Origin of the sequence: Paenibacillus sp. FSL L8-0494 (genome assembly GCF_038003695.1) — a bacterium.
In the GTDB taxonomy this organism is placed as follows: Bacteria; Bacillota; Bacilli; order Paenibacillales; family Paenibacillaceae; genus Paenibacillus_AQ; species Paenibacillus_AQ odorifer.
In genome coordinates this window covers 1969333-1988563 of record NZ_JBBOPQ010000001.1, presented here as the reverse complement: position 1 = coordinate 1988563, position 19231 = coordinate 1969333, and the positions used below count along the sequence as shown (strand labels likewise).

Annotated in this window: 17 protein-coding genes; 5 read left to right on the top strand and 12 right to left on the bottom strand. The window is 44.3% G+C overall.

Going from position 1 to position 19231, the window contains the following annotated elements; translation table 11 throughout:
- Positions 1-34 precede the first annotated feature (34 nt).
- On the bottom strand, positions 35-1930 hold the full coding sequence (locus tag NYE35_RS08760; RefSeq protein WP_036684429.1) for a PrkA family serine protein kinase: 1896 nt from the start codon (positions 1928-1930) through the stop codon (positions 35-37).
- A 194-nt stretch (positions 1931-2124) separates the two neighbouring features.
- Between NYE35_RS08760 and NYE35_RS08755 the strand changes: the two genes are divergently transcribed.
- A complete protein-coding gene (locus NYE35_RS08755; protein WP_341120680.1) occupies positions 2125-2994 on the top strand; it encodes a DUF2161 family putative PD-(D/E)XK-type phosphodiesterase in 870 nt (289 codons plus the stop codon).
- Positions 2955-3098, top strand: coding sequence for a DUF2161 family putative PD-(D/E)XK-type phosphodiesterase (locus NYE35_RS08750; protein ID WP_445252454.1), 144 nt, complete (start codon positions 2955-2957; stop codon positions 3096-3098). Before NYE35_RS08755 ends, NYE35_RS08750 begins: the two co-directional genes overlap by 40 nt.
- A 917-nt stretch (positions 3099-4015) precedes the next feature.
- Here NYE35_RS08750 and NYE35_RS08745 read toward each other — a convergent pair.
- The 3 genes from NYE35_RS08745 to NYE35_RS08735 form a co-directional block, all read right to left on the bottom strand.
- Complete coding sequence (locus NYE35_RS08745; RefSeq protein WP_341120679.1) at positions 4016-4168, bottom strand: hypothetical protein; 153 nt, start codon at positions 4166-4168, stop codon at positions 4016-4018.
- A gap of 8 nt (positions 4169-4176) precedes the next feature.
- Positions 4177-5394, bottom strand: coding sequence for an aminotransferase-like domain-containing protein (locus tag NYE35_RS08740; RefSeq protein WP_038569564.1), 1218 nt, complete (start codon positions 5392-5394; stop codon positions 4177-4179).
- 144 nt (positions 5395-5538) lie between these two features.
- Positions 5539-6195 carry a response regulator transcription factor gene (locus NYE35_RS08735; RefSeq protein WP_036684433.1) on the bottom strand — a complete coding sequence of 219 codons (657 nt, stop codon included), beginning with the start codon at positions 6193-6195 and terminating at the stop codon, positions 5539-5541.
- A 284-nt stretch (positions 6196-6479) separates the two neighbouring features.
- Between NYE35_RS08735 and NYE35_RS08730 the strand changes: the two genes are divergently transcribed.
- Complete coding sequence (locus NYE35_RS08730) at positions 6480-6887, top strand: hypothetical protein (protein WP_036684435.1); 408 nt, start codon at positions 6480-6482, stop codon at positions 6885-6887.
- Positions 6884-7948, top strand: coding sequence for a phosphodiester glycosidase family protein (locus NYE35_RS08725; RefSeq protein WP_111503170.1), 1065 nt, complete (start codon positions 6884-6886; stop codon positions 7946-7948). Before NYE35_RS08730 ends, NYE35_RS08725 begins: the two co-directional genes overlap by 4 nt.
- A 346-nt stretch (positions 7949-8294) precedes the next feature.
- On the opposite strand, the gene NYE35_RS08720 is transcribed toward NYE35_RS08725, so the two are convergent.
- From NYE35_RS08720 to NYE35_RS08685, 8 genes are all read right to left on the bottom strand, one after another.
- On the bottom strand, positions 8295-8549 hold the full coding sequence (locus NYE35_RS08720) for an AbrB/MazE/SpoVT family DNA-binding domain-containing protein (protein WP_036684437.1): 255 nt from the start codon (positions 8547-8549) through the stop codon (positions 8295-8297).
- A gap of 126 nt (positions 8550-8675) precedes the next feature.
- Positions 8676-9140, bottom strand: coding sequence for a tRNA (uridine(34)/cytosine(34)/5-carboxymethylaminomethyluridine(34)-2'-O)-methyltransferase TrmL (gene trmL / locus NYE35_RS08715; RefSeq protein WP_036684439.1), 465 nt, complete (start codon positions 9138-9140; stop codon positions 8676-8678).
- Positions 9141-9264: 124 nt separating this feature from the next.
- Positions 9265-10353 carry a 3-phosphoserine/phosphohydroxythreonine transaminase gene (serC, locus tag NYE35_RS08710; RefSeq protein WP_036684441.1) on the bottom strand — a complete coding sequence of 363 codons (1089 nt, stop codon included), beginning with the start codon at positions 10351-10353 and terminating at the stop codon, positions 9265-9267.
- Positions 10354-10459: 106 nt separating this feature from the next.
- The gene (locus tag NYE35_RS08705; protein WP_036684443.1) at positions 10460-11347 is read right to left on the bottom strand and encodes a hypothetical protein; all 888 of its coding nucleotides are present in this window, start codon (positions 11345-11347) and stop codon (positions 10460-10462) included.
- Between the two features lie 111 nt (positions 11348-11458).
- Positions 11459-14197, bottom strand: coding sequence for a GH36-type glycosyl hydrolase domain-containing protein (locus NYE35_RS08700; protein WP_341120677.1), 2739 nt, complete (start codon positions 14195-14197; stop codon positions 11459-11461).
- A 29-nt stretch (positions 14198-14226) separates the two neighbouring features.
- On the bottom strand, positions 14227-15063 hold the full coding sequence (locus tag NYE35_RS08695; RefSeq protein ID WP_036684447.1) for a carbohydrate ABC transporter permease: 837 nt from the start codon (positions 15061-15063) through the stop codon (positions 14227-14229).
- Positions 15063-15956, bottom strand: a complete 894-nt coding sequence (locus tag NYE35_RS08690; protein WP_036684449.1) for a carbohydrate ABC transporter permease — start codon at positions 15954-15956, stop codon at positions 15063-15065. Before NYE35_RS08690 ends, NYE35_RS08695 begins: the two co-directional genes overlap by 1 nt.
- Positions 15957-16082: 126 nt before the next feature.
- Positions 16083-17453 carry an ABC transporter substrate-binding protein gene (locus tag NYE35_RS08685; RefSeq protein ID WP_036684451.1) on the bottom strand — a complete coding sequence of 457 codons (1371 nt, stop codon included), beginning with the start codon at positions 17451-17453 and terminating at the stop codon, positions 16083-16085.
- Between the two features lie 376 nt (positions 17454-17829).
- On the opposite strand from NYE35_RS08685, the gene NYE35_RS08680 reads away from it, so the two are divergent.
- Positions 17830-18864, top strand: coding sequence for a LacI family DNA-binding transcriptional regulator (locus NYE35_RS08680; protein WP_076101584.1), 1035 nt, complete (start codon positions 17830-17832; stop codon positions 18862-18864).
- The last annotated feature ends 367 nt before the right edge of the window (positions 18865-19231 follow it).

Sequence of the window (19231 nt, the reverse complement as noted above, 5' to 3'; positions counted from 1 at the left end):
GGCTTTTGGAACACCCCGCATAAATGAACTCTTTTTAACGGTTTAGCAGACTTCCCACGTATTTCAGCAGCTCGTTGGCGCAGATTGGGCAGTAGTGATGTCCATCAATAAGTCTGGCGCATACCTCATTGATTCGTTTGAGCTGACTTTCATCAGGTGTTTTGGACGAGGTGGTGATTTTGACGATATCTTTGAGGTCTGTGAACAGCTTTTTCTCAATCGCTTCCCGCAGGCGGTCGTGGTTGTTGTACTCGAATTTCTTCCCTTTGCGTGAATACGCGGAAATCCGGATCAGGATCTCTTCACGGAACGCTTTTTTTGCATTCTCAGAGATACCAATTTGCTCTTCAATCGAACGCATTAACCGCTCATCCGGCTCCATTTCCTCATCCGTCAGCGGATCACGAATTTTCGACCAATTGCAGAAGGCTTCGATATTATCTAGATAATTCTCAAAAAGTGTCTTCGCAGATTCCTCAAAGGAGTAGACAAATGCCTTTTGTACTTCGCTTTTCGCTAAAATATCATATTCCTTGCGGGCAATGGAGATGAAGTTCAGATAACGCTCCCGCTCCTCTTTTGTAATCGATGGATGCTGATCCAGGCCATCCTTTATCGCCCGCAGGACATCCAGTGCGTTCATGCACTGCAGATCTCCTTTGATCAGAGCGCTGGAAATGCGGTTGATAACATAACGCGGATCAATTCCGGACATGCCCTCATCTAAATACTCCGTTTGCATCTCCTTAAGATCGGCCTCTTTATAGCCCTCGACCTCTTCACCATCGTACATCCGCAGCTTTTTGATCAGATCCATACCTTGTTTTTTGCTTTCTTTAAGACGGGTTAGGATGGAAAAAATAGCGGCGGCACGCAGCGCATGTGGCGCAATATGCACATGACTCATATCACTCTGGGCGATCAGCTTCGCGTAGATTTTTTCCTCTTCCGAAACTCTGAGGTTATACGGAACAGGCATAACAATCATACGGGACTGGAGCGCTTCATTCTTTTTATTAGAAATAAACGACTTATACTCGGTTTCATTTGTATGAGCAATTATCATTTCGTCCGCACTTATCAACGCGAAGCGGCCAGCCTTGAAATTGCCTTCTTGCGTCAGTGACAGCAGGTTCCATAAAAACTTTTCGTCGCATTTGAGCATTTCCTGAAATTCCATCAGCCCACGGTTAGCCTTGTTCAACTCACCATCAAAACGGTAGGCACGCGGATCAGATTCCGAACCAAATTCAGTAATGGTCGAAAAATCAATACTTCCTGTCAAATCAGCGATATCCTGAGACTTCGGATCAGATGGACTAAAGGTACCAATCCCTACCCGCTCTTCTTCTGACAAAATAACACGCGTCACCTTAACCTGCTCAATGTCACCAGCATAATCATTTCTCAGACGCATCTGGCAGGATGGGCACAAGTTGCCCTCAATACGTACACCAAGTTCCTTCTCAATCTCCGGACGGAGCTCCAGCGGGATCAAATGCAGCGGGTCCTCATGCATCGGGCAGCCTTCTATTGCGTATACCGCACCCGCATCTGTCCGCGAGTACTGTTCCAAACCACGTTTAAGCAGCGTGACCAGGGTCGATTTCCCCCCACTGACAGGTCCCATCAATAACAAAATCCGTTTGCGAACATCAAGCCGACGTGCTGCAGAGTGAAAATATTCCTCGACCAACTTTTCGACTGCACGATCAAGTCCAAAAATCTCCTGTTCAAAAAACTTATACCGTTTGCGTCCGTTTATGTCCTCTACGCCGTGCGACTTAATCATGTCATAAACGCGGGAGTGAGCGGTTTTTGCGGGAGAGGGGTCTTTTCTCAACAGTTCTATATACTGCTTGAAGGTGCCGCTCCACGCCAACCGGTCGTTCTCAGCCCGATACGAAGCTATACGCTCAAAAATGTCCATTGCTCGCTGCCTCCTCTTGCGCTCCTACTTGCTCTTCTACTTGCTCTCCTATAGCGTTAAAAAGTGTATTACATACCTATGCGGCAAGCGCGGAATAGTTGACCTCTTTTTTACTGTGCTATAATAGAGAATCAGAAAATGGCTGTAAAACCTTATTGAGAAACCCGAAAATAAAGGCCTACGGGAGTGACAAGATGGCGGTACGACATGAAACGGAGCTGTACGCTCCTTTGAAGATTTTTTTTGAAAAGCAGGGTTACAGCATCAAAGGTGAGGTCCGGACCTGCGATTTGGTGGGGATTCGGGAGGACGTTGAGCATCCTCTGATCGTGGAGATGAAAAAATCATTCAATCTCGCCTTGCTGCTGCAAGGGGTAGAACGGTTGAAGCTCAGTCCCATCGTCTATCTCGCAGTGGAACGTGTCCGTGATAAAAAAGGTGCGGTGAACCAGCGCTGGGGCGAGCTTAGCGGGTTATGCCGCCGGCTCGGTCTTGGGTTGATCACCGTTATCTTTTATAAGACCAAAGCACCGCTGGTCGAGGTGCTTGTAGAGCCAGACGAGAAGCCACCTGCGCAGCGCAGCAACAAGCGGCGGCGCGAGCGCCTACTCTATGAGTTCCGCGAGCGCAGCGGAGACTACAACACCGGCGGCAGCACGCGCGTCAAGCTCGTGACGGCCTACCGTGAGAAAGCGCTGCGTGTCGCGCTTTCTCTGCAAGCAGCGGAGGCGGACGCCGCCGTCGCTGCGGAGAAGGCAGCTGCGAAGGCTTCGCTCGCAGCTGCCAAACGTTCAGCGGCGGGCACCGCTGAACAGGTTCCGGCGCTGAGCTCAGCGCCGGAGAGCCGTGCTGCCGGGGACGCGGCAGCACGGGGGCAGCGGCGGCAGGCACGCGAAGCGGTGCCCCTAGCGCTGCCTCAAGCACGCTTCCAGCGGCCGTATTGGCCGCAGGAAGCGCTCCCCGCTCAGCCGGCATCACTCCGGCCGAGCTGCGGAAGCGTAGCGGCGTACCCACCGCCGCCGCTATGCTTCAGAACAACTACTACGGCTGGTTTCACCGGGTAAGCCGTGGGCGTTATACCCTAACCCCAGCCGGTCATGCGGCGCTGGTTGAATATGCCGCGATAACAAGCGGCGTACCCAATAACAGCAATCATCCCAGTAATTAGCTAACCTAACCTGAACAGTACATCAATCGAGCACCTCTTTTAGTCGGGTTCTAATCTTTTACCTCGGTTCTAATCATTTACTCAGACTTTAAACTTATTATTCTGATGCACACATAACATATTAAATAACGCCAAAAAGCATCCCAACTACGGGATGCTTTTTCGTATGTCTAATCTTATTTGAATCTTATCTCTGTACATTCCATGTTCTTATCTTACACATAACACATTAGTATCTGGTGCGTACCACGCTCTTACTATACTCATATCACATTTAGATTACATTTTTAATACACTAGTATCTCATCCGTATCATGTCTTATTTCACACATATCTCATGAGTATCTCATACGTATCACATTCAGACTGCATTCTTAACATACTAGAATCTCGTTCGTACCACGCTCTATCTCATACATACCACATTTCTATTTCATTCTTACCGCGTGCGTAACTCGCTTTTCCCACGTTCGCAAATCATTCTCATCACATTAGTAACTCATTCATACCACGTTTGCATTTCACTCTTACCACGTTCATATCTCTGTGTACCTCATCCAGCTCTACTTGACTGTACTTAACTAACTTATTTACAATCTTCGAACACGAGCGCTATTTACTAATTACTATTTTCTCTACTCTTGCTTAAACATGCTACTCTTGCTGATTTATTCACATTAGAACCCCTATGCTACATTCAACATCCACTAATACTAAATCATTCAAAGCAAAATAAGCTTTAAAAACACCATTCCGAAAAAGGCACACTAAGTTATTAGGGAAATCCTCCCTAATATTCTTCGATTCACACGCTAAAAACCGCATTTTAGGGAATTACTCCCTGATTTTAGCCAGATTTACCCCTAAAACGGGGTATCCCTTGATTTTTTAGGGAGAAATTCCCTAAACAGTCATTTTTAGAGGTCAAATCGACCAGTTTTAGGGAGGATTTCCCTAATTAATCTCACATCACACACTTCGTCTTGCCCGACTTGTAATTCTGTCCGTGTTTTAGCTCTAAGAGTGTCTTGTGTTTTCATCATTTCAATCATTTCATCCACAACTTTCATTCCACTACCTAACTCCGGGCTGTGAACTCCTTAACCGCTTCGCTCATCAGGTTCATGCCAAGCAGCAGCTCATCCCGGCCGGGATGGCTGAAGTTAAGGCGAAGGTGATTGCTGACTCCATCTACACTACATAACGGACCCGGCAAAAAAGCCACTCCCTTACCTAGCGCACATTTGAGCAACGCCATAACATCCATTCCCTCTGGTGGTGAGACCCACAGGAACATGCCTCCTGACGGCAAATCATAGGAGCTGCCCTTCCAAGCAGGCCGCTTTAGCAGTTCTACCATAAGCTTCAGACGGGTGTTATACTCTCGATTCAGCTGCGCGATATGCTCACGCAGATCAAACGCAGACACATCCAATAAATGATGCAGCAGCCGCTGATTTAATGCGCTCGACTGCCAATCGGCCATCTGCTTAGCCGCAGACATCATTCTGATCAAGACTCGGCTGCCTGCCGCCCAGCCCGTCCGCAGCGCGGGCGCAACGGTCTTGCTGAACGAACCGATATAAAGCACATGTCCGCCATCGCTGATATTTTCCAGTGCATACAAAGACGGATATCTTTTGGCCTTGTGTTCACCCTGCTTCTGGAAGTGCAAATCCCCATAAGAATCATCTTCCACAATCAAGATGTTATATGCGATACATAAATCCAATACTGCGCGGCGTCTCTCCAAACTCCATAAAATGCCGCTTGGATTGGTAAAGCTAGGGGTTGCGAACAGCATTTTCGGCTTATGCAGCTCGATCTGGCTCCGCAAATGCTCCGGATCAAGCCCGTCCAAATCACCCTGTACAGGAATAATAACGGCCCCCTGCATCCGAAGAGTCTGCAAAAATCCTGGAGAGGTCGGATTTTCTACTAATACACGATCTCCTGGATCAATATACACCCGCGACAACAAATCAATGGCTTGCTGGCTACCCGTTGTTAGCAGAACTCCACCCTCAACAACATTTACCCCTTTTTCTTTAAGCCAATCCCCAGCAAGCCACTCCCGAAGGGGTCCGTACCCGGCAGGATCACCATATTGCAGTGCTCCCGCATCTGCTGAAATCACCGTAGATGCTGCTTCAGCAAGCAGTGACAATGGGAATAGTTCTTCCGCTGGTAATTCTTCAGCTAGCGATATCATGGAGCTTCTCCGTGTTTGGGTGCGGATACTAAGAAGCGATGACGACAACAATGTGTGTGCGCGAGCAGAAAATTCGTAAATCATGCGAAATCCCCCTTCCCTTTTACCAAGTAGAAACGGCTTCGTCATCCTCATCCAAGGATGGGATGGTTACCCATTCAACATGATATTCTTACTTCTACTCCAAGAATATTCCACCCCATACGTCATTATGTCGTAAAGCGTGGGTTAGGCGTAGATTTGCCTGTTTTGTCTTGAGAAGAGCGCGAATTTCTCAATCGCTTGTGCCCGGGTCGAAACATCGAGCTTTACATAGATTTTGCGCAAATAATTATCAATGGACCGACGGCTTACCGCAATTTCAAGCGCAATTTTATCGTAGGTAATCCCTTGAACGATTCGCTCCATGATAAACATCTCTGTCTCCGTCAGTTGCAGAACATCATCTAATCCTTTAAATGTCGAAATCGGCCAAGCTCCTTTTTCAATCCATTCCAACGGCATTGAAAGAAAACCCTCCCGTAAACCCAGGATCAGCTGTAAAAGCTGACGGGGAGAAGCTCCCTTCGAGAATATCCCGCTGGCTCCTAGTTCTACGAGGGGCTGAAGCAGTTCTCGCCCGTCTTCGTCTGTCATCACGACAAAATGTGAGTTTGGTGAGCTTTTTTTCATATTTAACAGCACACTCTCAATATTCCCCTCAGGCATATGATAATCTACTAGCACTAGCTCGGGATTTTTTTCCCTTACGATGGTAGCGCCTTCGTCCCAAGTGGAATACATTCCCAGAACCTTAAGCCCCTCTTCCTCTTCCAAAATCAATTTTGTCCCCAGCATACTTGTAGGATGACACCCCACAATGACCACCTGCCAAACCTTCATCATTAATGCCCTGACCCCCTGCTCTATATATAATCATCTAGAAAGGAAAGCGCCGCAGCGTTTCCGGTTAAAACGCAAGCAAGGCTGTATGATGACTTGTCTGTATAATCTCTAGCTGGTTACCTTGTGTACGTCTATCAGAATTCCAATCTATAGAAATTGTATCGCAGTAGTTTAATAGGATGCAATTACTTTTTCTAGTTTTCATACTCTCTTACATTTTTGCGAATCTTGTCAAAGTCTGATAGAATGGGGACTTGAAAAAAAGACCAACCCGAGGTGATAAAATGCAACCGCTAGCGGAAACGTCCCCGGTACGCTCGCGCTCTACTACTGCGAGAAACGGCCCTTCCGTAAAATGGTTTTTACTGTTCTGGATTATGATGATCGGACTCGGCGTATATGCTGTATACAGCTACACGAACCATCTGAAGCAACAAGTGCTAACCGAACTTAGTACTCAGAGCCAGCAGCAGCTTACCGTTTTAAAGACCGACTATGAAGCAAAAATTGCCGTTCTCTCTGAAGAAGTGAAGGAATTGCAGAATACAGTGCAAAGCTTTAACGAACTATTAACCTTCACTAAAGATAATGCTAGTGCCAAGACAGATAACAGCAACAAGCTATATACGCAATTGAGTGAGGTAAGCAAACAGTTAGAAGCTTTGAAGAAAGAAATGGATCTGATCAAATGATGACGCCAGTCAAAAGAGTAAATCGCTTCTTCATGCTTCTAACTGCACCGTTCATAGGCTTGTTTATATGTATGTCGTGGTATCGACCACCGCTACAGCTAGACCTTGATGTAGGACAATTCACACCAAGCGCTGGGCCAGTGAATGAAACAGCTTCCTTAAAAAAAGAGCTGACTCTGGCAGAGGCCTCCGCAGCTTACACCATTGATGCTGTCAGCGCTAGTGCCAAGCTATATAAAGAGACTACCACTACGATGAATAAGCTGGTCGAAACAGCAAAGACTCAGGCGAACCGGCCTGAACTGATCTATAACCGCAGGATTTCAGCCAAGCTTGGTATACCTTCAGAGATTGTTACCAGCGACCGTATAAGAGTTGAGTTATATCGATTGAATCCAGGAAACTACAAAGCTTATGCGTTGAAAATCAAATTGAAGGACCCGACCGCTATGAAGATGAGCTTGGCGGAGACAGCCTCCGGTGCGGAAACTACTATGCATGCCGTACAGCGTAATGGTGCCATTGCTGGTATTAATGCGGGCGGCTTTGCAGATCAATCCGGAAAACGTTATCCCTTAAGCACAACTGTAGTGGATGGAAAGTATTTATACGGTTTTGAGCCAACGTACAAGGACCTAAGTTTTGTTGGGCTGAACAAATCCGGGCAATTAATCGGCGGGAAATTCTACAGTCGCGCACAATTAGATCAGCTAGATCCGGTATTCGGCGCCACCTTTGTGCCTGTCCTCCTTAAAAACAACATTAAAACACCCATACCCGAAAAGTGGAAAACATCCCCTAATCGGGCACCACGTACCGTGATCGGCAAATATAAAGATGATCAGATCCTGCTTTTTGTAGCAGATGGATATAATGAGTATGGCAGCTCTGGTGCACAGCTGGAGGAGATTCAGAACAAATTATCGAATATGGGCCTCGTAGATGCTTATAATTTAGATGGTGGTGGCTCTTCCTCATTGATCTTTAACGGAAGAGTTATCAATAAACCATCCGATGGAAATCTAAGAGCTGTGCCAACGAATTTCCTGTTTTTTAAATAATATAGTAAATTGTCTATGTAACATATCACATTTGCGTTTATTTTTATTAAATTGCAGGTTATAATCTTGATAACGAATACATTCGCTATTGGAGGTGCCAGTATGTCGTTCTCATTAACCTTTTGGATCGTAATGTTCGTATTTGTGTTATTTACGGTCGGCATCCTTACCTCATCTTACAACGACGACAAAACAAAAGGCCTATAAAGCCGATATGTCCCTGCAGCCACTTGGTGCGGGGGCATTTTTCGTATACATAAAAAAACTGCCCCCAAGTAGAAGAGTTCTACGAAGAGGACAGTTTTTTTATAAGCTCTTGGCTGTCAAAATTCAAAATATGTACTTCTTAGGCATGTCTTGGCAATTGAGTCATTTCCGAAAGGCATGCAGAACAAATATAACGATCTTTATATTCGCTTACACCATCCATTGATCCACAGAAAACACATTTTGGACGGTAACGCTCCAAGATGATATGGTCACCCTGTACCAAAATTTCAACCGGGTCGCCTTCATTCATCTGATACCTTTTACGCAGGGACTTAGGCAGAACAATTCTACCCAACTGATCCACTTTGCGAACTACACCAGCAGGTTTCATAACTAACGTACACCTCTCCTGTTCAAGAAAAATTATTTAGTAGCTACTACTTATTTCGGCTCTTTCAATATATTTCGTTACCTAATTGTCGAATCCTGCTGAAAAAAATAAAAAATTTGTCTTTTTTTAAATAAGATTAGGAAAATCCAATTGTCGAAGCGCCTCGTACACAATAATAGCTGCCGAATTGGATAAATTCAGAGATCTCACAGCATCACTCATTGGCATGCGCATTTTTGTTTCTTTACCTGCTTCTAGAATCTCTGCAGAAAGCCCCTTCGTTTCCTTGCCAAAAACAAAAAAATCGCCATCTTGGAACTCAAAGTCACTGTATCTTTTCTCTGCTTTCGTCGTTGCGTAAAAGAAACGCCCCTCGTTATATTTCTCCAAAACCTCAGCAAAGGAGTCGTGATATTCAATAGTAACAGCATGCCAATAGTCTAATCCTGCTCTTTTTAATGTAGCATCGTCTGTACGGAATCCGAGTGGACGAACCAAGTGAAGATGAGTGCCTGTAGCGGCGCAAGTACGCGCAATGTTGCCAGTATTGGCCGGAATTTCCGGCTCGACTAATACGATATGGAGTGCCATTATATGGTTCCTTCCTCTCTAAAGGCTTAATAGCCAGATGTTTTACTCTAGTGCCTAACCATAGCTTCTCCAAACAAACTGAAAACCTCCCACCAAGAAGGCGGAAGGTTATAGATAGAATTCATTAACCTTGAGTTTGCCGGAAATGGTTCATGAAATCGGACAGTGCTTTTACACTTTCGTAAGGAACTGCATTGTAGATGGAAGCACGCAAGCCCCCAACACTGCGGTGACCCTTTAAGCCGACAAAACCTTCCAGTTCAGCAGCTTTGACAAACTGCTTTTCGAGTTCTTCTGATTGCATCCGGAAAGTAACGTTCATAATAGAGCGGCTGCCTTGTTCTGCAACGCCACGGTAGAAACCGTCACTTCCATCGATGTGATCATATAACAGACCCGATTTTTCAAGGTTCTTGGAATGGATGCCAGCTAAGCCGCCTTGCTCCTCAATCCATTTTAATACTTCGTTCACCATATATACAGAGAAAGATGGAGGTGTATTGTAAAGAGAGTTATTCTTATAATGAGTGCTGTAACGCATGATAGTAGGAATGTTAGAAGGTGATTCTGCAAGCAATTCTTCTTTCGCGATAACTACAGTCACGCCTGAAGGTCCAAGGTTCTTTTGTGCTCCGGCATAGATCATTCCGAATTGGTTCACATCGATTGGACGGCAAAGTATATCACTAGACATATCCGCGATTAACGGAATCGAGCCTGCATCCGGAAATTCTGCATATTGCGTTCCTTCAATGGTCTCGTTGGAAGTAACATGAAGGTAAGCAGCATTCTCCGCAGCTTTGATCGAACTTAATTCAGGTATAGCCAAGAATTTCTTATCTTCGGAAGAAGCAGCAACATGAGCGCCTCCTACCAATTTGGCTTCTTTATAAGCTTTATCCGCCCAGCTACCTGTCATTACATAGCTACCTACTTGGCCTTCGGAAATCAAGTTCATAGGGATCATTGCAAACTGTGTGCTTGCTCCGCCTTGTACGAACAATACCTTATAGCCCTTCGGATTGCCGAGGAGCGAAAGCAGACGTTCCTGCGCTTCATTATGCACGGATTCGTAAATTGCACCACGGTGCGACATCTCCATGATAGACATTCCACTTTCCCGGAAATCAACAAACTCCGCTTGTGCGCGTTCCAGTACCGTAAGCGGCAATGCTGCCGGTCCGGCATTAAAATTGTATGCTCTCTTATTCAAAACTGCTCCCCACCCTTTCTCTCCTATCAATATGGATATGGTTATGATAGCAATATTCTCCCGCACCAGCAAGTATAATTATTCACATAAAAGGTTAAGACGGTACTCATTTCGCAGTGAAAAACCGGTAAGATCGGCGCCAGCTCTTGCTTTGACGCGGTAAAAGACTAATGTTCACAAATACTTCAGGAGAGACTACATGACCTTCTCCCCACAGGGCCATACGTTCTACTGGAAAGTCCCCACTCTCTCGCACGCCCGTTCCACTAGGCTTATGAACCAACTCCCAGGTGAACTCATTTTCCTGACCTTCCCAACCGCTCAACTTGCAATAAAAGGGTTTATCCGGTTCCTTTGACCAAGTAAGAGTATTCCCGGATACCTCTAGCAATTCTTTCGTATAGGAGGATTCTGGTTCTACTACCTTGAGTTCCCTCGGAAGACGCAGTTCAAAATCCTGCCCAATATTCAACCCATCGATTCCGATGAAATTGTGAATATATTCCTCCGTATGGAAAGGCTTTTGACCTTTGTTATGCAATTCATATGCAATTGTTAATTGATCCCCCTGTAAAGAAATCGTTTTGGTTAGCTGCACAGCATATCCGTTGCTTTCCATTGGGTGGATCGTATATGTGACCGCATCATTCCCTGCTTCGACATCCTTACTAAAAGAGGTTAAAGGGAACTCCTCATTGAAGCTGTATAATGGGGAATTTCCTTTTTGTAACAATCCGACTCCGATTTTTGGAAACCAGCCTCCGATTGGCGCTTCATCATATCCAATTGCCCGGGAAATGCCAAACTCATTACAAAGCCCCTTGCCTCCAGTTCCTTCGCCTGGCTTCAAGCTTTCCGGCACACAAAACGTATGTTTCCCCTCTTCTAATGTCACCTGTGTAATAAATCCTGTCCAGTCAAAACGAGTGCCCTTATACTCTCCGATATCAGCGATATCGACAGTTAATATGCCATTTGACAGTCTGCAACCCATACCTAACGCGCCCTTTCGTTCATTGTTACAATGAATAAATATTCATTATTGAAAAAAACGTCTGCAGCCGCTATGAATAACGGTGCAGACGTCTTAAAATATCGTATAAAGCTACGCCAATGTCACTTCAATCAAGTGGCATTTCTCTGTCTGCAGAGAGAGCAACTCTTCACGCGGAATAATCGCACTTCCTGAGCCGCGCTGCAGCGTCACCTCGCTGCCATTCAGGGTAACAGAGTGTATTTGGTACTCCCCGTAGTTTAAGCTTCCTGTGGCTTTATAGACCACTTCAAACTCGCGATCCGCGAAGATTGTCTTAATAGAGGCTTTTCCCTCGGAATCAAACTGCTCTTTAACAAGCTTCGGTTGCAACAAAAGATCACCTAGCTTACCTTTTACACCAAATACTTCAGTAACCATAGTTAACAGCAGCCAGCTTGCTGATCCTGTTAAATACGTATACATCCCTCTGCCTTGCTCGTTAATATACTCAGGAATTCCTGGGTATATGCGGGCTTTTGCAAAGTCAGTACTTAAGCTATACAGAGATTCTAATACTTTATGTCCTTCTTTCACATATCCGCGTTTATACAATGCATTGCCATACATGATGGTCATGTGACTGAACATAGCACCGTTCTCTTTATGTCCAAAGGCAAAGCCAAAGGCACGACCCAGATTCTGCTGGATCCCTCCGAAACGGGAATTAAGTCTGTACCCAATTTTGTCATCCAGTAGATTACGATCCACGGCGGCAATGATATGCGGAATTTGCTCTGGTGCAGCTGCATGGCCCATCAGCGGGAATACTTGACCCGTAAGCGTCATTCGAACGCCTTCTGCGAATTCCCCTTCCACTTGTTCTCCATCATTATTATAATAACCGTTAAACCAGCCTCCACCGTGTTCACTTTCCACCCACTCATTGCGGCGCAAGTGATTAAAGATCCACTCTGCTTTTTGTTCCAGATCGTCCGCTACTGTCTCTATGTCGAGTGCTGCACGAATACCGCTGACTTTGTTCGGAGCGGCAGCATAATATTGATTAAGTCTTTCATGCTTGCCTGATACAGATTCATAATCCACTTGATCACCAAGCGAATCTAGCAATAGTTTCATTTCTTCTGCCAATTCAACTGTCTCTTGCCCTTTAGAAGTCTTTAGCGTACGCAGCACACGAGAAATATCCAATAAGTTACTTGCGTAGAATGCTGTGAAAGCTACACTCTCACCCCGGTCTGCGCCCATATCAAGACCATCATTCCAGTCTGCGCCCTCCAGCAGGATATTATTGTGCTCTCCAACATTAAAGAACGGAACCAGATTTTGCAGCAGGATATGCTCCAGAATCGTACCTTTATAAACCTCACCAGAAGTAGTTTTGAGATCACTTCCCAGCGAGGTATCCCATGAATTATCGCGTTCCTTACAGCGACTCATAAAGGTATCGCGGAAATACGTCTGTTCCTGCAATAAGAAATCAAGATCACCACTCTGATCCAGATATAACATAGTCGTTAAGAACGGCCAAGCTCCATGATCCATCCACACCCGCGGGATGTTGTTACGGTCGGCAATAAATTCACCAGGCTGTTGACCGATAATAGTGGCATTACTACCATCTATTCTTACCCCGGCGTAGTTGTTCAGCAGTAAGCTGCGTACTTCAGCCGGTTCCATAATAAGGAGTGCTAGACAATCCTGCCAAAGATCCCGCCAGCCACGTCCGCCCCTTCCATAATCATGATAAGGCAAGAAGGAGTTACCATAAAGTCTTCTCAGCACGGGTTGAATCGTAACCCATTTCATCCATTGGTCAGCATCTGAATCACCGGTATGAAATTCTACCATATTCACTTTATCTGCCCAGAAGGCTTTAGTTTCCTCAAGCAAATGATCAAAAGCTTCAGATGTACCATATTTGTTCATCAAGGCATCCACGTCAATTCTCTCATTATGGATCGCCATAACTACTATATAAGAATGGCTGTCACCAGGAGACAGATTAAGCGCCTCGTAACGAAGACCCCCGATAGCCTCATATCCCTCTCTTTGTACACCTCCACCCGTGCCAATCTCCGGCGTGTTGTTCAGGATAACAGCTTCTGGCCAATCCAGACTTCCACCTTCTCCAATGAACTCCTCCTGCACTGGAAAGAAACCAGCAGGTTGACTGCCGTCACCCTCTGCACCAAATACTCCATAAGAAGTGTGATTGATGCGGTGTCCCCGCTCATCAAAGGAGAGCGCAGGCTGAACCTCAACACCATAAGGTGAAGTATAGATCCGGTTAAGCAAAGAGGTTACATGTCTATGATCGCGCAGATCATCTGCCGAACGCGCGTAGATCGGAACTACCGCTGTCGGTGTCAGCGTAATAACCTCTGCTATTGTATTCGTCAACGTAACCTTCATTAGTTCGACCTTATCATTACCGCTTGGCACAAAGCTGGTGATTTCAGCTTTAACACCCATCTCTGCGTTACAACGCGTTACGCGTTGCCACAGGAAACCAGCCTCTAGTACTGCTTCATCAGTAGACGATGTATAGAAATCGGCATTTTGCTTAGCGGAGTTCCCCACTGCCGACCAAGCTCCCTTGCCTTCTACGTATACCCAGAAGTTACGGGAAGCCCGCGAATTATGCAAATCTTCAACAGATAATGGCGGTGTCAAAAATGTATTATGACCTGTGGTAACCTGACCATGAAGTTTTGGAGTTACCGTCGACATCATTCCCCCTTCATTCACTAGAGGGAAATATAGAAAACTGCTGCGATCCGGTTGCTGAAGCCTGAATTCCCCATCATTTCCGGTGAATTCGAAGCCATGAATTTTATTACGATCCATTCTCTCCATCCTCTCATTTACACAACTACTTAAGCTTTAACCGCACCTGCCAATGCACCGTCAACGATATACTTTTGAATGAAGGTGTATAGGATGATAAGCGGTGCAGATACGATCATGATCCCGCACGCCAACATAGGCCAGTTGTTCCCGTATTGACCGCGGAATTCTTTAAGCCCGAAGGTGATTGGATAGTTTTCTGGACTCGGTAAATACATGACCGGCCCCACGAAGTCATTCCAGATACTAATTGCTGTTAGAATAACACCTGTAGCAATTACTGGTTTCATAAGTGGCATGATGATCTGGAACAAATAACGCATATATCCAGCGCCATCCATACCTGCTGCTTCATCCATCTCCCGGCTAATTCCTTTGATGTAACCTACAAACATCATGAACACGATACCCGTTCCGCCTGTTTTAAGGAGAATGTAACCCAGCTTCGTGTCATAACCTACAAATCCTAGCTCCTGTTTCATGGTAAGCATCAGCTTGAACTGTGCGACCATTGGATTCGGCAGGAACTGAGACATCAAGAAGAACAAATAAATAAATCCGCTCCACTTCACATAATTTCTCGCCACCGGGAAGGCCCCGAATAACGAAACAATTAGGGTCAGCACTGTTGCCACAGCTGTATACAGCAGACTGTTTAAGAAATAATTAGAGAAATTACCCTGTAGCCAAGCTTCTTTATAATTATCCCATTGAATACTTTTTACGAGACCGATAGGATCTAACAGATATTCTGTAAAGGACTTGAATGAAATATTGATTACAAATAACAACGGCATGATATACAAAACAAGCAACACTGCAATCAGAATATAAGAGAGAGTTTTGGCGGTTTTGGAATCCTTCATTAATATTCCACCTCTCTCTTACGCATTTGTTTCACTGCAAATACTACAAACACCAGAATCATAAGGAACTGAACCACGGAAAGCGCGGAAGGAAGTCCCATCTGTAGAGAACCACGGAACGTCTCTTTATAAACGTCATATGCCATCGTTCTTGTGTTAAAGCGACCGTCCGTAGTTGCGAGAATAATATCAAAGGTGGACATCGCACCGATAATAGACAAAATAATGTTAATCGTAAAGGATGGAGCGATAAGTGGGAATGTGATATTTTTAAAAGATTGCCACTTCGTAGTTCCGTCTATATATCCAGCCTCATACAAATCTTTCGGTACGGATTGTAGCCCCGCAAGGAAAATCAACATCGAATAACCCATATACATCCAAATTTGCGTAAATATAATATAACCGAACGCATGAGTGAAGCTTCCAAAGAACATATCTTTATAACCGAACAAAGAATCATACAGTTGGTTAACCGGACCACTCAGCGGATCGAACATCATGCCCCATACCAGTGCAACTACCGCTACACCAAGCACAACCGGTAAAAAGAATACCGCGCGATAGAAATAATCGCCTTTCAGCTTCTGATTGATAACTACGGCCATAAGCAGACCGACACCGTTCTGTACAATGGTTACAATGACCATGAAATAAATAGTACGTATAATGGAATCCCAACGCTCGCCTGAATTTCCTGAGTAAAATACATCATAATAATTGTCAAGGCCTACAAAACTCATCTTGCTTCCAGGAACGTTAGTGATATCTGTAAATGAATAGATAACCGTCATCATAGATGGGCCAAAATAGAAAATTACATACAATGATAATGGAATCATTAGCAGCAGAAGCGGTATATATCGTTTAATACCTTTCCCGAACGGATACATTTCTCTCACCTACCCAATCCTAATTCAATAAAATGATCGGGGCCTGCACAAAACAGACCCCGAAGTTGTAAAACATGTTTGGTGTACAGTATGTTGTAGATTCTTTTTATTTATCGGGATAGCTACTTATTTAGGTGCTGCTGCTTCCCATTCTTTTTGTTGTACATCTGCAAGCTCTTTAGCGGTTTTAAACTCGCCGCCTGGTGCCAAATATTCAGTGTGAACGCCTTCAGCTGCAATGTGCTCACCAACGTTATCACGGTTAATCATCATAATTTCATAAGCAAGTTCGAAATCTCCAGTCATGTATGGAGCAAGTTCTTTGTCAATAAAGTCACTTTCAGTGGCAATATTGTCTTGTGTAGGCAAGAATCCAGCTGCTTTAACATATTCTGTGTAGTTTTCTGGTTCAGAGAAGAATTCCAGCCATTTCAAAGCGCCTTCTTTGTTCGGGCCTTTTTCTGCTGCATACCAAGTTACATCGTATTTACCGACAAGAGAATTATTCTTAGCAGCATCTTCTGTAGCTGGGATTGGGAAGTAACCAAATTTCACATCTGGATTTGCTGCCGCGATCGTAGGAGCATCCCAAGTTCCGTCAGCAATCATAGCTGCTTTTCCTGTTGCGAAAAACGAAGGTGCTGTTGCATAGTCGATACCCAAGAAACCGTCGATGATGTAGTTATCTTGAAGCGTCTTCATTTTCTCCAATACTTCTACAGCCTCAGCATCGTTAAACGCCGAAGTTCCCTTCCAAACCCCTTCAATCCATTGTTGTTGGTTGCCGCCACCCAGAATCTTGGCTTGCAAACCGAACACTGGCAATTTCAAAGGCCATACATCCTTACCAGCCACTACGATTGGAACAATACTCTTTGCTTTCAATGTATCTAGAACACTAATGAACTCTGTCCAAGTTGTAGGTACAGTCAGCCCGTTTTGTTCAAAAATTTCTTTATTATAGAAGAATCCTGACATCGCTACTTTACCGGTTGGGATTGCATACACTTTATCTTTATAAGTGCCGGCTTTAGCAATATCATTCGCATTGTAGTTTTTAACGAAAGCTTCGCCGCTCAGATCAGCAATCAGTCCGGAATCAATCCATTGTTGCCAGTCTGGCACTTTCGCACCTGGTGTCCAATCTTTCGGAGACAATCTCATACCGGATAGATCGGCAAGTACATCTACGTCACCAGCTGTAATTCTTGCTCTTTGTGCTTGTTTGAATTCATCATCCGGACCAGTGGTTGTGTACTCCACTTTGTATTCCGGATATTTTTCTTCAAACTTTTTATTAATTTCTGTAATGACCTTGTTAATATTCTCTTGTTTCCAGTGTAAGATCTTAATCACTTTCTTATCACCAGATGCAGGCTTGTTTGTTCCGCTGCCCGGAGTAGCCTCACCATTCGCGTTGTTATTGCCGCTTCCACATGCTGCTAATGAGAGCACTAGCGCTGAGCTCAACAATACCGCAGAAAGCTTCTTTACCATTTTGTTACCCCCCAGATAATTTGTTATGACCCTTTAACGAAACCACATGCTAATTTCTGAAAATCACGAAACAGTAAGGATGATATCACAGAAAGCGGTTTCGGTATTTTCATTATTGCATCGTTATTTGTCTTTGTAAAGTCTTTTTTCATTGTTCATTTTTGAACGTTTTTTGAACCAATCATTCAAAAAAACCTTTAATATCAAGCATAATCCTAGTTTAAGAGTAAACATTCCATTGACTATAATCTTATTGAACTATAAAATAAGTAACGAAACTATTTCGTAAATCATAAATTCAAGTCATAAAAAAATAGCCTTGAGTAGATTTTAAACATATATTACGGAACATTACTCACTATAAGGGGGACTTAATTTGGCCTACAGCATCAAAGATATAGCGAAAATTGCTGGAGTTTCTGTTTCGACAGTATCCAAAATCATTAATAACTACAGTGATATTTCGGAAGATACCAAGACAAGGGTTCAACAAATTATAAAAGAAACTGGATATACCCCCTCCAATTCAGCTAAAACATTGGCTACGAAATCGTCCAATCTAATCGGAGTGATTTTTGCCGGAATGCTGAATGTCGACTTTACCCACCCTTTTTTCATCGAGGTGCTAAATTCATTTAAAAAACAAATGGGACTACTAGGTTACGACCTTATCTTTTTTTCCAATGAAAAATTCCAAAGTGGCGATACTAACGATTATCTTGCCCGTTGTCAGCATTTTAATGTAGATGGGTGTGTGCTTCTATCCGGACAGGAGCTAGAAACCTCTATCAGCGAATTAGACAACAGTGCAATTCCATGTATCGGCGTAGATTTAAAACTAACGGGTGACAACTCTGGCTTTATCATGTCGGATAATTTCAAAATGTCCTCCAAAGTGGTAGAACACTTTTATTTACTGGGCTATCGAGAGCTTGGTTACATCGGCAGTTCCTCAGATTCAGACATCTCCAATATGCGCGAAAGTGGTTATCGCAAAGCTCTTGAAGATTTGGGGCTGCCTATTAACGAGAATTGGTTCTTAAACGGAAGTAACTTCTTTGAGGCCAGTGGGTATGAGACGATGCGTAGAATGATTGAGAATGGAAATTTACCTAGAGCGATCTTCGCGGCGTCCGATCAGCTTGCTATAGGGGCGATGCGTGCCCTTAAAGAGGCTTCTATCGCTGTTCCTGAAACTGTTGCAATTATTGGCTGTGATGATATTGAGGCCTGCAATTATACAACACCCCTATTGACTACCATCCGCCAAAATAAAGATAAGATCGGTCGCCTAGCAGCACTAATGCTGTATGATCTAATAAACAACCAATCAGGTACGAGTTCTTTCAGCGTAGAACCAGAGCTTATCATTAGAGAGTCCTGCGGCGCTCCTGAACGGGGGCTAGTGTAGCCTTTCTCGGAGAATACACGAATAGCAAAAAGGGGCTGTCCCAAGCAGCCATTTTATGGCTTGGTGACAGCCTCTTTTATGTTCTTAACACTACTTGATGCCCAAATGGATTCTATGGGCGCACCTAGTGTTGCTCCGGATGATGCAATAAGTGAAGCACTTATAGAATAATTGGGGAATTTCTCCCTAAAAATCAGAGATTTCTGTTCATCGGACTTATAATTAGGGAAAACTTCCCTGAATTTTGGCCTATTCAGTAACTAATAAAGAAATCACCCTGATTATTAGGGAGGAATTCCCTGATTTCGTTCATTTAGAGCAAATATCGGCTATTTTTAGGGAGTTTTTCCCTAATTAGTTTAAATAC